This is a genomic window from Microbacterium sp. PF5, assembly GCF_004794315.1.
Lineage (GTDB): Bacteria > Actinomycetota > Actinomycetes > Actinomycetales > Microbacteriaceae > Microbacterium > Microbacterium sufflavum.
The window spans coordinates 15254-28214 of the sequence record NZ_SSDQ01000136.1; the positions used below are offsets into that span (position 1 = coordinate 15254).

Genomic DNA, 12961 nt, shown 5'->3' on the forward strand with positions numbered 1-12961 from the left:
TAGCCCCTCGACCAGAATGTGGGTATGACACCCGCTCCGACCCCCGCACCGCAGTTCCTCGCTCCCGCGCAGGTCGCGGAGCTCCTGAGCATCGACGTGGCCGAGGTGATCGGCCTCATCCACGAGGGGCGACTGCGCGGCGCGCAACTGGGTTCGCCCGCGCGCTGGCGCGTGGAGGAGGCCAGCATCGAGGGGTACCTCGCCGAGCAGTCGGAAGAGGCACGCAGGATGGCGCTGTGGCGTCAGTCGCAGACCGCGAGCTTCCCCGAGGTGTGGGGAACGTCCGCGGCTCACACGCGCTGATCGCCGGAGAAGCGCACGACGACGAGCGCCGCGTACGGGACGATGCGGAACCCGCGCACCGCAGCGGCTCGCCGCGACTCCCCGGTGTCGTGCAGCGCCAGATCGAGGTGATCGGCGGCGGCGCGATCGATCGTGCCGTGCACGTCGTCTCCGTGTCGTGTGGTCAGGTGGACGGGTACGCGTCGTCGCGCGAGGTCGCGCAGCACGAAGCCGATCGGCATACGCTCGCGGAGGGTGCGCTCGGCGGGCCGATGCTCGTCGAGGCTGGAGAGCATGGCGCCGTGGTCGACGGCGAGACCCGTGATCGCGGGGAGGGGAATCAGCAGGGCCGACGCGGCAGCCCTCGCCTCCTGCGGTACCCGCGAGACCGCTGCGATCCAGTCGACGCCGAGGGATCGGAGCGTCACCGGAAGCCGGTGGCCGTCCGCCAGGTCGACGACCGCGTCGGCGTCGGCGGCGCAGAGCTGCCGGAGACGCGAGTGCAGGTCGAGTCGGGAGATGCGGAGCCGCTCGGACTCCGCATCCAGCGCGGCGCGCTCCGCCTCCCACTCCGAGGCGAGCTGGCTCTCGAGGTCGTCGAAGAGGCGGTCCCAGTGCACCCGACAGAGCGTAGGGGGAGCGCGGGTCGGATGTACGAGTTATCCACATAGTTCCGCTGATCGCCCCCGCGCGGGTGCTCGCGCGTGCTCGACTGTCGCCGTTCGTCCGCCGACCGGAGAGTTCGCCATGATGCTTCACGAGTACTTCGCCCCGCAGCCGACGCCCACGCGTCAGCTTCCCGATCCCGCACCGCTGCTGCGCCGTCTCACGCACGGCGTCCTGGAAGTGCTCGCCGGTGTGCGGGAGATCGATCAGCTCGCGCGATGGTTCAGCGAGGACGCGTACCGGAGTCTGGTCGTGCGTTCGAACCTGGCGGCACGGGCGAGGAGCGCGCGGGGTGTGCCGCCGGCGCGACCGACGTTCGTGATCCGTTCGCTCCGGGTCACGGAGCCGGTCGACGGCGTGATCGAAGCGGTCGTCGTTGTGGCAGGTCCCGGACGGACCAGGGCGGTCGCGGTGCGACTCGAAGGGCTCGATCGACGATGGCGGGCGACGTCGCTGGCCATCCTCTGAGGCGGTGCGGCCTAGGCTGGGTAGGTGTCAACCCTCAGCGACCTCGCCCAGACCCAGGGCCTTCTGACCGACGACGACATCGAGTGGCTGCACCGTCTTGCCGGTGACGGTCAGCTTCTCGCCGACCTGGCCTCCGCGGACATCGTGCTGTGGATCCAGACGGAGGACGGGTCCTTCATCGCCGTCGCCCACGCCCGTCCGAGCGGCGCGGCGACGCTGTTCTACCGGGACATCGTCGGCGAGCGTGTTCGTCCGCAGTGGCGCACGCAGGTCCAGGGCGCTTTCGAGTCGGCGGAGATCGTGGACTCCTCCTCGCCGGATTGGTTCGAGGAGACGCCCACGCGCGTGCGGGCGGTTCCGATCGTGATCACCCGCCGCGGCGACGACGTGGCGCCCTCCGTCATCGGGGTCGTGACCCGCCACACCAACCTCGGCGAGGTCCGCACGCCGTCGCGGCAGCAGATCACGTTCGACGAGTGCGCGAACGACCTGTTCCGCATGATCGCGGACGGCAGCTTCCCCGACCCGGCCGCACCGACCTCACCCCGTCGCGGAGCGCCGCGTGCGTCCGACGGCCTGATCCGCATCGACGTCGACGGGATCACCACCTTCGCGAGCCCGAACGCGCTCTCGGCGTTCAACCGCATGGGATTCGACGACGAGCTCGAGGGGGAATCGCTCGCGGAGGTCACGACCCGGCTGGTACCGCCCTCGCGGCAGGTCGACGAGTCGCTGCCGGTCGTCGTCACCGGCCGCGCACCGTGGCGCACCGACATCGAGGCGCGCGGTGTGACCGTCTCGTTGCGCGCGATCCCGCTGAAGGACCACGGCACCCGCATCGGCGCGATCGTGCTCTGCCGCGATGTCTCGGAACTGCGGCATCAGGAGCAGGAGCTGATCACGAAGGACGCGACCATCCGGGAGATCCACCACCGGGTGAAGAACAACCTGCAGACCGTGGCGTCGCTGCTACGGATCCAGGCGCGTCGCACGCACTCCGACGAGGCCCGAGACGCGCTCACGCAGGCCATGCGCCGGGTCGACGCGATCGCCGTCGTGCACGACACGCTGGCCCAGGGACTCACCCAGAAGGTCGACTTCGACGAGGTGTTCGATCGGGTCCTCAAGCTGGTCGCAGAGGTGGCGTCCGCGCCGAACACCCGGGCTCGTACGCAGTCGACGGGGCGCTTCGGGGTGCTGCCGAGCGAGTACGCCACGCCGCTCGCCCTCGCCCTGACGGAGGTCGTCACGAACGCAGTGGAGCACGGGCTCGCGGGTCAGGAGGGCTCGGTGACCATCGACGCCCAGCGCACCGAGGACAACCTCCGCGTCACCGTGCGCGACACCGGCCACGGGCTGCCGGAGGGGCGCGTCGGTCAGGGCCTCGGCACGCAGATCATCCGCACGCTCATCCAGGGGGAGCTCGGCGGGTCGATCGAGTGGCGCGGCAGCGAGGGTGAGGGCACCGAGGTGGTCATCGACATCCCGCTGCGATGGCTGGAGCGCTGAACGCGGACACCGGACAGACGGAAGCGGCCTGAGATCTGATCTCAGGCCGCTTCGAAGTCGTCAAGAGGCGCGGCGGGCGCGGGCGGCGCGGCGCTTGAGTGCGCGGCGCTCGTCCTCGGACAGGCCGCCCCAGACGCCCGAGTCCTGGCTGGTCTCCAGGGCGTACTGCAGGCAGATCTCGGTGACGGTGCACGTGGCGCAGACCGTCTTGGCCTTCTCGATCTGGTCGACGGCCGGTCCGGTGTTGCCGACGGGAAAGAAAAGCTCGGGGTCGACGGTCAGGCAGGCGGCCTTATCGCGCCAGTCCATGGGGGCTCCTCGGTGTGGATTTCATGAGATGTCGCGATGCGACTTCTCGATTCGGGCGGCGGTTCGGGTTCCGCTACCCTGTTGAGATGCGGGCGGATGCCCGCCGATTGTGATGCGAACGCGAACGTTCGCCCCACGCCGCTGTGGGAGCACATGACTTTCTCTATTCTGTTACATGGATACCCTGAAATCAAGGGTTTTCTCTGCTTTGCACCCCCAGGAGGACCCCGTGCGCGCACCGGGAATCGCCCTCGCCGCGTCCGCGGTGCTCGCTCTGGAAGCCGCCGCGCTCGTCGTGTTCGCGGCGATCGAGGTGGCCGGTCTCGGTGCGGGGGACGCGGCGTCGTCGACGACGGCGATCGCGCTCATCGTGCTGACCCTGATCGGCGCAGCGGCCCTCGTCGCGTTCGCCGTGGGGACGCGTACCGGGCGGTCGTGGGCGCGCTCCGGCGGGGTGGTGGCTCAGGTGCTCGCGGTCGCCCTGGCGCTGGGATCGCTCACGGTGCAGCCGGTGCCGTGGGCGTTCGTGCTGGGACTCGCGGTTCCGGGAGTCGTCGGCTTCGCGCTGCTCATCTCCAGCGCGCGACGCGAAGGCGAGCGCCGCGGGGCGGAGTGACGCCCCACGGCGCCACGCTCACGCGTCGATGCCGAGCTGCTTGCGCAGTCGCGCCACGTGGCCCGTGGCCTTCACGTTGTACTGCGCGAGCGTGATCACGCCCTCCTCGTCGAGCACGAAGGTCGAACGGATCACGCCCTCGACCACCTTGCCGTAGTTCATCTTCTCGCCCCAGGCGCCGTACGCCTCGTGGACCGCGTGGTCGGGGTCGCTGAGCAGCGGGAACGTGAGAGCGTCGCGTTCGCGGAAGGTGGTCAGGGTGGCGGGGTCGTCGCGAGAGACCCCGACGACCTGGTAGCCGGCACCCTGCAGCGACGAGATGCTGTCGCGGAAGTCGCAGGCCTCGGTCGTGCACCCGGGGGTCATCGCAGCGGGGTAGAAGTAGAGCACGGTCTTGCGGCCGCGCAGGTCGGCCAGGGAGACGGGGTTCCCGTCCTGGTCGAGGAGGGAGAAGTCAGGGGCGGCAGTGCCGGGTTCCAGGCGCTCAGTCACCCGTCCACTTTATCGGCCGGGAGTCTGCTCCGCCTTGTCGGCGAACGTCTGCAGGAGGCGCTGCAGCGAGTCGAGGCGCGCGCGGCCCGTCTCGCTCAGCTCTCCGCGCTCCGCGGCCTCGATGAGGGCGCAGTCCGGCGCATCAGGCAGGTGGGTGCAGCCTCGGGGGCAGTTCTCCGCGATCACGGCGAGTTCCGTGAACGCCGCCAGGATGTTGGCGGGATCGACGTGTCCGAGGCCGAACGAGCGCACACCGGGAGTGTCGATGACCCATCCCGTGCCGTCCGGACCCTCGTAGCGCAGCGACACGGTCGACGAGGAGGTGTGGCGCCCACGGCCGGTGACCTGGTTGACGTGACCCGTCGCGCGGCCGGCGGACGGGACCAGCGCGTTGACGAGCGTCGACTTCCCGACGCCGGAGTGACCGACGAAGACGGTCGAGTGGCCGACCAGCGCCTCGCCGATCTCCGCGACGGGCATCTCGTCGCGTGCGCTGGTGAAGACGCGCAGGTCGAGGCCGTCGAAGTGGGCGAGGAACTCCGCGGGGTCGGCGAGGTCGGTCTTCGTCACGACCAGCAGCGGGCGGATGCCCGCGTCGAGCGCCGCGACGAGGTAGCGGTCGACCAGGCGGGCCCTCGGCTCCGGGTCGGCGGCGGCGACGACCACGAGCATCTGGTCGGCGTTGGCCACGATCACGCGTTCGACCTGGTCGGTGTCGTCGGCGCTGCGGCGCAGCAGGGACGTGCGGTCGAGGATGCCCACGATCCGCCCGAGCGTGCCCTCGGCGCCCGAGGTGTCGCCCACGACGCGAGCCTGATCGCCGGTCACGATCGGCGTGCGCCGCAGTTCGCGAGCGCGCGCGGCCGTGATCGTGTGCTCCTCGGCCGTGCCCTCGTCGAGGAGGACGGAATAGCGTCCACGATCGACGCCGAGCACGCGGCCGATCTGGGCGTCCTCGTGCGCTGGTCGGCGCTTGGTGCGCGGACGGTTCGCCTTCGGGTTCGGACGCGTGCGGATCGCGCTCTCGTCGTACTCCTCGAAGTCGTCGTCGAGGTCGGTGTCGTCGAGCCAGCTCACCGTCAGCCTCGCAGCATCCGCTCCCAGAGCATCGTGAACTCCGGGAGGGTCTTCGCGGTCGTGCCGATGTCATCGATCTCGACGCCGGGCACCCGCAGTCCGATGAGGGCCCCCGTCGTCGCCATACGGTGATCGTGGTGCGCGGGCCACGTACCCCCGCGCAGGGGGGAAGGCACGATCCGCAGGCCGTCGGGAAGCTCCTCGGCGGTGCCGCCCAGCGCGCGCAGGTTTCCCACGAGCGCCGCGATGCGGTCGGTCTCGTGCAGGCGGATGTGCCCGATGCCGCGGATCGTGGTCGGGGACTCTGCGAATGCCGCGAGACCGACCAGCGTGGGCGTGAGCTCGCTCGCCGCGGAGAGGTCGATGTCGAGGCCGCGGATGCTCGTGCCCGCGCGCACCGTGAGGGTGCCACCGTGGCGGGACACGTGGGCGCCGGCGCTCTGCAGGATCTCCGGCAGGAGCGCGCCGGGCTGCGTCGAGTGCGCCGGCCAGCCGGTGATCGACACCGCTCCGCCGGTGACGAGCGCGGCGGCGAGGAACGGCGCGGCGTTCGACAGATCCGGCTCGATCGCGATCTCTTTCGCACGCGGCACGCCGGCCTCGACCAGCCACTCGCCGACGGCCGGTCGCTCGATGCGGATGCCGCGGCGGCTCAGCGCCTCGATCGTCATGTCGATGTGGGGCAGGCTCGGCAGCCGCTCGCCCGTGTGCACGAGGTGCAGGCCGACATCGAAGCGCGGGGCGGCGAGCAGCAGGCCCGACACGAACTGGCTGGAGGCGGAGGCGTCGATCTCGACCCGGCCGCCGCGGATCCGGCCGTGCCCGCGGATGGTGAACGGCAGCGCCCAGGTGCCCTCGTCGTCGATGTCGACCCCGAGGTCGCGCAGGGCGCTGATCAGGCCGCCCATCGGACGATGCAGCGCGGTCTCGTGGGCCGTGAGGTGCACGTCGTTCTCGGCGAGACCCGCGAGCGGGGAGATGAAACGCATGACCGTGCCCGCCTGACCGCAGTCGATGGTGACACCGCCGTGTAGCTTCGCCGGGGTGACGACCAGATCGGGACCGAACTCGTGACCGCCGTCGACCTCCTCCACGCCGACGCCGAGGGCGCGCAGGGCCTCGATCATGCGCTGGGAGTCGTCGCTGTGGAGCGGGGCGATCAGACGCCCCGGACCGTCGGCGATCGCCGCGATGATGAGCTCACGGTTCGTCAGAGACTTCGATCCGGGGATCGTGAGCTCGGCGCGCACCGGCGCGTCGGTGGTGGGCGCGGGATAGGCGCCCTGCACACGGGAGGGGGAATACCTTTTGGCGCTCATCGGTTCTCACCTTAGTAAACAGGACGCCGTCATCGTGAGAAGCGGCGCACCCGAGGCAGGAAGGGATGGGCATGCCCGCGACGTTGGAGCGCGAGGTGATCGACCTCCGCGGCCTAGACTGGCCGGTGATGGATGACACCGCAACCGCAGACACCGTCGGCGACCCTCGACGCGAGTTCGAGGAGCAGGCGCTCCCCTTCATGGACCAGCTGTACGCGGCGGCCATGCGCATGACCAGGAACCCGGCGGACGCCGCCGACCTGGTGCAGGAGACCTTCGTGAAGGCGTACGGGTCGTGGTCGACCTTCTCCCAGGGCACGAACCTCAAGGCCTGGCTGTACCGCATCCTGACGAACACGTACATCAACATCTACCGCAAGCGTCAGCGCGAGCCGTTCCAGGGCACCATCGACGAGCTCGAGGACTGGCAGCTCGGCGGTGCCGAGTCGACCACCGCCTCGCACAGTCGCTCCGCCGAAGCCGAGGCGATCGACCGCATGCCGGCCTCGGTCGTGAAGGATGCGCTGCAGGCCGTCCCGGAGGACTTCCGGCTGGCGGTGTATCTGGCGGATGTCGAGGGCTTCGCGTATCAGGAGATCGCCGACATCATGAAGACCCCCATCGGCACCGTGATGAGCCGTCTGCACCGTGGCAGGCGGATGCTGCGGGAGCTGCTGGCCGACTATGCCGCCGAGCGAGGCATCGCCGCGGCTGAACCGAGGAGCACGAAATGAGCGACTGCGGCTGCGACAAGGCCCGTCAGGATCTGGAGGAGTACCTCCGCAACGAGGTGTGCAAGACCGAGCACGCCGAGATCCGCGAGCATCTCGAGAACTGCCCGTCCTGCCGGGACGAGGCGCTCGTGGCCACCACCCTCACCGAGGTCGTGGCGCGCGCCTGCAAGGAGACCGCTCCCGAGGAGCTGCGCGACCAGGTGTTCGCGCGCCTGCGCGAGGTGCAGGCCGCGCAGCACTGACTGGCCCGCTCGCGCGTCGGCGGCGGCCAATAGGCTGGTCGCATGGCCCTCATCGATGCACGCGGGATCCCCGCCGATCAGACCTCCGTCGACCGTCTGGCAGGGGAGGGGCTCGACTACCGGGTGCTCGACCTGGATGACGCCGCGGCGGTCGAAGCGTTCCAGCGCGCGCTGGCCCGTGGCTTCCTGGGCGCGGAACCCACCGCCGAGACTCTTGCGGACGGGCTGCCCACCGTGCGCAGCCGCCGCAACATCGGGGTCTATGAGCGCGACGTGGCGACCGCGCCGCACCCCGTCGCCACGATCGACTCCTGGGTGACGCCCATGACGGTGCCCGGCGGCGAGATCGGCCTGTGGGCGATCAGCGGGGTCACGGTCTCCGGGACGCACCGGCGCCGCGGTATCGCCCGCGCCCTGCTGGAGGGCGAGCTGCGCGCCGCCGCAGACGCCGGGGTCGCGGTCGCCGGGCTCACGGCATCGGAGGCGACGATCTACGGCCGCTACGGATTCGGGTCTGCCGTGCCGGTCGCGCGGTTCACGGTCGATACGCGGCGCGCGGGCTGGGACGGCCCCGCACCGCAGGGGCGCATCGAGTACCTGGATCGTGAGCAGCTCGCGCAGGAGCTCGGCGCGGTGCACGAGCGCTCGCGCGGTGCGCGGTCGGGACAGGTGCCGGGGTGGCGTGCGCGCTGGACGGGCCTCGCCGGTCTGCAGTCGTCGGACACCGACCGTGACCGCGTGCGGGGCGTGCGACACGTCGACGCCGACGGCGTGGTCCGCGGCGTGATGGCGTACGCGGTCAGCGAGAAGGGCGAGTCGTTCCGGTTCGCCCTGCACGTGCGACTGCTGGTCGCCGAGACTCCGGAGTCGATCGCGATGCTGTGGCGGTTCGCGCTGCAGCACGACCTGGTGGACGAGGTGACCGCCGACCTGCGCCCGCTCGATGATGCGCTGCCGTGGCTGGTCGCCGACCCGCGCGGCGTCACCCAGATCGTGCACGACCACGGCTGGCTGCGCATCCTCGATGTGCCTGCCGCTCTCACGGGGCGCCGGTACTCGTCTCCGCTCGACGTCGTGATCCGGGTGGAAGACCCGCTGGGCTTCTCCGAGGGGGAGTGGCGCATGCGGGTGGACGGCGCGGGGCGTGCCGAGGTCGAGTCGGCCGCGGGCGAGGAGGCGGACGTCACGCTCTCGGTGTCGGCGCTGTCGTCGTTGTACGCGGGCAGCGTGCGCGCGGCCTCGCTGGCGGGTGCCGGCCGCATCAGCGGCTCCCCGGAGGCCGTGGGGGCGCTCGACCGGGCCCTGGCCGCGTTCCCCGCCCCGTCGCTCGACATCTGGTACTGACCTCGAATCGAATAACTAGAAACCTCTTTACTGGAAAGAGCCTTTACTATAACCTCGCCTCAGAGCGGATGCCTGTCCGCTCTGCTCGACTTCCGCAACGAAGCTCTTGAGACGAGGTTTCCATGCACGTCAACCGCTGGAGGAAGACCCTTCCTCTCGTCGCCGGTGCCGCCGCCCTCGCGCTGGCACTGGCCGGCTGCACGCCCGGTGGCAGCGCATCCGGCACAGATCGCCCGCTGCGCATGTGGTCAGGGTCGATGACGCCGATCACCAACAACTTCAACCCGTTCGCGGTGGACACCGCGACACACATGACGTTCGGCGCGATCTACGAGCCGCTGTTCTTCTTCAACCAGCTGTCCGCCGACCCGCCGGTCGGGATGCTCGGCGACACGTACGAGTTCAGTGACGACGGCACCGTCCTCACCATCACGATCAAGCCCGACCTGAAGTGGAGCGACGGCGAGGACCTCACCGCCGAGGATGTCGCGTTCAGCCTGGGCTACGGATCGAACCTCGACCCCGACATGGTGTCCGCCGAGGCCACGGACGACACCACGGTCGTCGTGACGTACTCCTCCGCGAAGTTCACCGCGACCCCGCTCATCCTCGGCTCGACCTGGATCATCCCGAAGCACATCTGGTCGGACATCGACGACTACATGACCGAGACGAACCCCGAGCCGGTCGGGTCCGGCCCCTACATGCTCAAGTCGTTCACCGACGCCGCCTACACGCTCGAGGCGAACCCGCTCTTCCGCGACGGCCCGCCCGAGATCACCGAGGTGCAGGACATCGGCATCGACTCCAACCAGTCCTCTGAGGATCTGCTCAAGACCGGCAAGCTCGACTGGGTCGGCCAGTTCATCGCCAACCCGGACGGTGTGACCTCGAACGGCCGCATCAGCACGATGAACCAGCAGCAGGACCCGACCGTGATCGTCACCTGCGCCGACACGTCGATGGGCTGCGCGGGAGCCCAGACCGACCCGGCCGTGCGTCAGGCGCTCAACCTCGCGATCGACCGGGCGGCCATCAGCAGCAAGGCGTTCGCCGGGCTGTCCGGCGAGGCATCGCCCAGCTTCGCCCTGCTGCCGCGCGACGAGAAGTGGCTGAGCGATCCGTCCCTGGCGGTCAGCCCCCAGGAGCCCGACGCGGCGACCGCCGAGGGCATCCTGGAAGACGCCGGCTACACCAAGGGCTCCGACGGCTTCTACGGCAAGGACGGCACCGCGATCGAGCTCGACCTGTTCTCGCCCGACGGCTGGACTGACTACAACGACGCCGCCAAGCTCATCAGCGCACAGGCCGCGGAGGCCGGCATCCGCGTGAACGCGCGCACGGTGTCGGAGGCCGAGTACTGGACGCCGATCTCGACCGGCGACTTCCAGCTCGCCCTCTACGGCATCACGCAGTCGCTGGTCGCCGACCCGTACTCCAACTACGACCAGTACTTCACCACGGCCGCCAGCGCCAAGGTCGGCGAGGAGCCCACCAAGGGACAGAACTACGCCCGCTACACCAACCCCGTCGTCGACGCCGCGGTGAAGCAGGCCGGCGCGACGCAGGACGAGGCGGTCAAGAAGGAGGCGTACGCCGCGGTGCAGGCCGAGATCGCGCGTGACCTGCCCTACATCCCGGTCGTGCTGAACGCCTCGCAGTCGTTCTTCAACACGGCCGACTTCACGGGCTGGCCGACGGAGGACGACATGTATGCGGCACCACTGCCGTACCTGTCGACGGCCTCCGCGGTCATCCTCACGCACCTGCGCCCGGCGAAGAAGTAGGGCACAGCACCCATGGCTCGATCCGACGAGAGGAGAGGCTCGTGAAGTTCTGGATGCGCCGCATCGCGTTCTACATCATCACGCTCTGGGCCGCGATCTCCCTCAACTTCCTGCTGCCGCGGCTGCTGCCCGGCGACCCCGCCGCGATCATGCTGGGCAAGCTCCGGCGCGCGAACGGTGGACGACCGCTGTCCGAGGAGACGATCGCGGCGATCACCTCCATCCTCGGCGCGGAGAAGGGATCGACGCTGTGGGATCAATACCTCGCCTACTGGGGTCGGCTGCTGCACGGTGATCTCGGGGTCTCGTCGACCCGATACCCGGCCCCGGTAGGCGAGCTCATCGCCGCGGCTCTGCCGTGGACGGTGACGCTCGTCGGAGCAGCCACCATCATCTCGTTCGTGCTCGGGATCCTCGCGGGCGCCTGGGTCGGATGGCTCCGCGGGACCTGGGTCGACCAGCTGGTGCCGGTGACCACGTTCCTGCAGTCCATCCCGTACTTCTGGCTCGCGCTGGTGCTCGTCGCGGTGTTCTCGGTGCAACTGGGGTTGTTGCCGATCATCGGCGGCTACGACGTGTTCGAGTTCCCGGCGGGTCCGGAGTGGACACCCGCGTTCTTCGCGAGTGCGTTCGTGCACGCCCTGTTGCCGGCGGCCACGATCGTGATCTCCTCGGTCGGCGGCTGGCTGCTCGGGATGCGGAACATGATGGTGCAGACGATGTCGGAGGACTACGTGCTCACGGCGGAGGCGAAGGGGCTGCGGCCCTCCCGGATCCGCCGGGCCTATGCGGCCCGCAACGCGTCGATCCCGAGCCTCGCCGGCTTCGGCATCGCGCTGGGCTTCGTCGTTGCAGGCTCGATCGTGACGGAGCAGGTGTTCAGCTACCCCGGACTCGGCAAGCTCATGATCCAGTCCGTCCAGGGACTCGACTACGCCCTGATGCAGGGGGTGTTCCTCGTCATCACGCTGACCGTGCTGGCGGCCAACTTCCTGATCGACCTCCTGTACGGCTTCATCGACCCGAGGGTGCGCCGCGATGGCTGATCTGATCGTCTCCCCGTCCGAGTCCACGCACGCCGTGGCCGTCGCCCGGTCGGCGCGCCTGCGCCGCGGACTCCCGCGCCTGTCGGGCAAGCTCCTCGTCGGGATGATCGTGCTCGCCGCGATCGTGCTGTTCGGGCTGATCGGCCCGCTCCTGCTCGGCGATCCGCGTGACGCGAGCTTCGAGCCGCTGCTGCCGCCGAGCCCCGAGCACCCGTTCGGCACCACCAAGCTGGGCTTCGACGTGCTCGCGCAGGTCGCGACCGGCACGCAGGGCTCGCTCTTCGTCGGTGCGGTCGCGGGCGTCGTGGCGCTGTTCCTCGCGTTGGTGTTCGGCGTGCTCGCCGGCTATTTCGGCGGAGCGCTCGACGAGACCCTGATGCTCGCGACCAACATCATGCTCGTGATCCCCGGGCTCCCGCTCGTCATGGTGATCGCCGCCTACGTGCAGCACACGGAGGGCCTGGGCGACCTGGCCCGCAGCTCTCTGCTGGTGGCGCTGGTGCTCGGGATCACCGGCTGGGCGGGGTCGGCGGTGGTGCTCCGCGGGACGGCGCGGTCGCTGCGCACGAGGGACTACGTCGCCGCGGCGGTCGTCGCGGGCGAGCGACCGCTGCGGGTGATCTTCGTCGAGATCCTCCCGAACCTGGTGCCGCTGCTCGCCGCGCAGCTGATCTTCGGGGTGATCTTCGCGGTGCTCGGCGAAGCGGGGCTGTCGTACCTCGGCCTCGGACCGACCGGGTCGATCACCCTGGGCACGGTGCTCAACGACGCCCAGACCGGTCAGGCGGTGGGAAGCGGCGCCTGGTGGTGGTTCGTGCCGCCCGGCCTGATCATCGCGCTGATCGGCACGGCCCTGTCGCTGATCAACTTCGCGATCGACGAGATCGTGAACCCGAAGCTGCGCCTCGCGCCGGTGGCCGCGCGCCGCCAGCGCCGAGCACGTCGCGCCGGTCGTGGCGTCGGCGGGGAAGGAGCGGTCGCATGAGCGACGCGGTGCTGTCGGCGAGGAACGTGTCGATCGAGTACGAGGTGGATCCGCCGGTCAAGGCTGTCCGCGATGTGTCGTTGAC

General features: G+C 70.0%; 15 protein-coding genes. 10 read left to right on the plus strand and 5 right to left on the minus strand.

Translation table 11 applies throughout. The features are described 5' to 3' along the window. Window positions 1-24 precede the first annotated feature (24 nt). Complete coding sequence (locus DW297_RS12615) at window positions 25-303, plus strand: helix-turn-helix domain-containing protein (RefSeq protein WP_136032904.1); 279 nt, start codon at window positions 25-27, stop codon at window positions 301-303. Here DW297_RS12615 and DW297_RS12620 read toward each other — a convergent pair. Beyond that, window positions 291-902, minus strand: a complete 612-nt coding sequence (locus tag DW297_RS12620) for a hypothetical protein (RefSeq protein ID WP_136032906.1) — start codon at window positions 900-902, stop codon at window positions 291-293. The genes DW297_RS12615 and DW297_RS12620 overlap by 13 nt on opposite strands. 127 nt (window positions 903-1029) lie before the next feature. On the opposite strand from DW297_RS12620, the gene DW297_RS19380 reads away from it, so the two are divergent. Continuing rightward, complete coding sequence (locus DW297_RS19380) at window positions 1030-1416, plus strand: Rv3235 family protein (RefSeq protein ID WP_136032908.1); 387 nt, start codon at window positions 1030-1032, stop codon at window positions 1414-1416. A 24-nt stretch (window positions 1417-1440) separates the two neighbouring features. Continuing rightward, window positions 1441-2925, plus strand: a complete 1485-nt coding sequence (locus DW297_RS12630; protein ID WP_136032911.1) for a sensor histidine kinase — start codon at window positions 1441-1443, stop codon at window positions 2923-2925. A 60-nt stretch (window positions 2926-2985) separates the two neighbouring features. Here the strand turns inward: DW297_RS12630 and DW297_RS12635 are convergent, their stop codons facing one another. Continuing rightward, window positions 2986-3234 carry a WhiB family transcriptional regulator gene (locus DW297_RS12635; RefSeq protein ID WP_017203224.1) on the minus strand — a complete coding sequence of 83 codons (249 nt, stop codon included), beginning with the start codon at window positions 3232-3234 and terminating at the stop codon, window positions 2986-2988. A gap of 229 nt (window positions 3235-3463) precedes the next feature. Between DW297_RS12635 and DW297_RS12640 the strand changes: the two genes are divergently transcribed. Then, window positions 3464-3850, plus strand: a complete 387-nt coding sequence (locus DW297_RS12640; RefSeq protein WP_136032913.1) for a hypothetical protein — start codon at window positions 3464-3466, stop codon at window positions 3848-3850. A gap of 18 nt (window positions 3851-3868) precedes the next feature. On the opposite strand, the gene bcp is transcribed toward DW297_RS12640, so the two are convergent. Genes bcp through aroA form a run of 3 tightly spaced genes read right to left on the minus strand, consistent with a single transcriptional unit; the run spans window position 3869 to window position 6738 of the window. After that, the gene (gene bcp / locus DW297_RS12645) at window positions 3869-4342 is read right to left on the minus strand and encodes a thioredoxin-dependent thiol peroxidase (protein ID WP_136032915.1); all 474 of its coding nucleotides are present in this window, start codon (window positions 4340-4342) and stop codon (window positions 3869-3871) included. Window positions 4343-4351: 9 nt separating this feature from the next. Then, window positions 4352-5419, minus strand: coding sequence for a ribosome small subunit-dependent GTPase A (gene rsgA, locus DW297_RS12650; RefSeq protein ID WP_136032917.1), 1068 nt, complete (start codon window positions 5417-5419; stop codon window positions 4352-4354). Between the two features lie 2 nt (window positions 5420-5421). Beyond that, window positions 5422-6738: a 3-phosphoshikimate 1-carboxyvinyltransferase gene (aroA, locus tag DW297_RS12655; protein ID WP_136032919.1), complete on the minus strand. Its 1317-nt coding sequence runs from the start codon at window positions 6736-6738 to the stop codon at window positions 5422-5424. A gap of 71 nt (window positions 6739-6809) precedes the next feature. Between aroA and DW297_RS12660 the strand changes: the two genes are divergently transcribed. The 6 genes from DW297_RS12660 to DW297_RS12685 all read left to right on the plus strand — a co-directional run bounded on the left by DW297_RS12660 (window position 6810) and on the right by DW297_RS12685 (window position 12876). Continuing rightward, a complete protein-coding gene (locus DW297_RS12660) occupies window positions 6810-7472 on the plus strand; it encodes a sigma-70 family RNA polymerase sigma factor (RefSeq protein WP_136032921.1) in 663 nt (220 codons plus the stop codon). Continuing rightward, the gene (locus tag DW297_RS12665; RefSeq protein ID WP_136032923.1) at window positions 7469-7714 is read left to right on the plus strand and encodes a zf-HC2 domain-containing protein; all 246 of its coding nucleotides are present in this window, start codon (window positions 7469-7471) and stop codon (window positions 7712-7714) included. The genes DW297_RS12660 and DW297_RS12665 overlap by 4 nt, the downstream gene beginning before the upstream one ends. 42 nt (window positions 7715-7756) lie before the next feature. Further along, a complete protein-coding gene (locus DW297_RS12670; RefSeq protein WP_136032925.1) occupies window positions 7757-9058 on the plus strand; it encodes a GNAT family N-acetyltransferase in 1302 nt (433 codons plus the stop codon). 122 nt (window positions 9059-9180) lie between these two features. Further along, entirely contained in the window at window positions 9181-10845 is a 1665-nt protein-coding gene (locus DW297_RS12675; RefSeq protein WP_136032928.1) for an ABC transporter substrate-binding protein, read from the plus strand. A 41-nt stretch (window positions 10846-10886) separates the two neighbouring features. Next, window positions 10887-11891, plus strand: a complete 1005-nt coding sequence (locus tag DW297_RS12680; protein ID WP_136032929.1) for an ABC transporter permease — start codon at window positions 10887-10889, stop codon at window positions 11889-11891. Continuing rightward, window positions 11884-12876: an ABC transporter permease gene (locus DW297_RS12685; protein WP_136032931.1), complete on the plus strand. Its 993-nt coding sequence runs from the start codon at window positions 11884-11886 to the stop codon at window positions 12874-12876. The genes DW297_RS12680 and DW297_RS12685 overlap by 8 nt, the downstream gene beginning before the upstream one ends. Window positions 12877-12961 lie beyond the last annotated feature (85 nt).

What these genes read in the sequence shown, in the direction of transcription:
- DW297_RS12615 (WP_136032904.1), top strand. Translation starts at nt 25, where the DNA reads ATGACACCCGCTCCGACCCCCGCACCGCAGTTCCTCGCTCCCGCGCAG.
- DW297_RS19380 (WP_136032908.1), top strand. Translation starts at nt 1,030, where the DNA reads ATGATGCTTCACGAGTACTTCGCCCCGCAGCCGACGCCCACGCGTCAG.
- DW297_RS12635 (WP_017203224.1), bottom strand. Translation starts at nt 3,234, where the DNA reads ATGGACTGGCGCGATAAGGCCGCCTGCCTGACCGTCGACCCCGAGCTT.
- aroA (WP_136032919.1), bottom strand. Translation starts at nt 6,738, where the DNA reads ATGAGCGCCAAAAGGTATTCCCCCTCCCGTGTGCAGGGCGCCTATCCC.
- DW297_RS12660 (WP_136032921.1), top strand. Translation starts at nt 6,810, where the DNA reads ATGCCCGCGACGTTGGAGCGCGAGGTGATCGACCTCCGCGGCCTAGAC.
- DW297_RS12665 (WP_136032923.1), top strand. Translation starts at nt 7,469, where the DNA reads ATGAGCGACTGCGGCTGCGACAAGGCCCGTCAGGATCTGGAGGAGTAC.
- DW297_RS12670 (WP_136032925.1), top strand. Translation starts at nt 7,757, where the DNA reads ATGGCCCTCATCGATGCACGCGGGATCCCCGCCGATCAGACCTCCGTC.
- DW297_RS12675 (WP_136032928.1), top strand. Translation starts at nt 9,181, where the DNA reads ATGCACGTCAACCGCTGGAGGAAGACCCTTCCTCTCGTCGCCGGTGCC.
- DW297_RS12685 (WP_136032931.1), top strand. Translation starts at nt 11,884, where the DNA reads ATGGCTGATCTGATCGTCTCCCCGTCCGAGTCCACGCACGCCGTGGCC.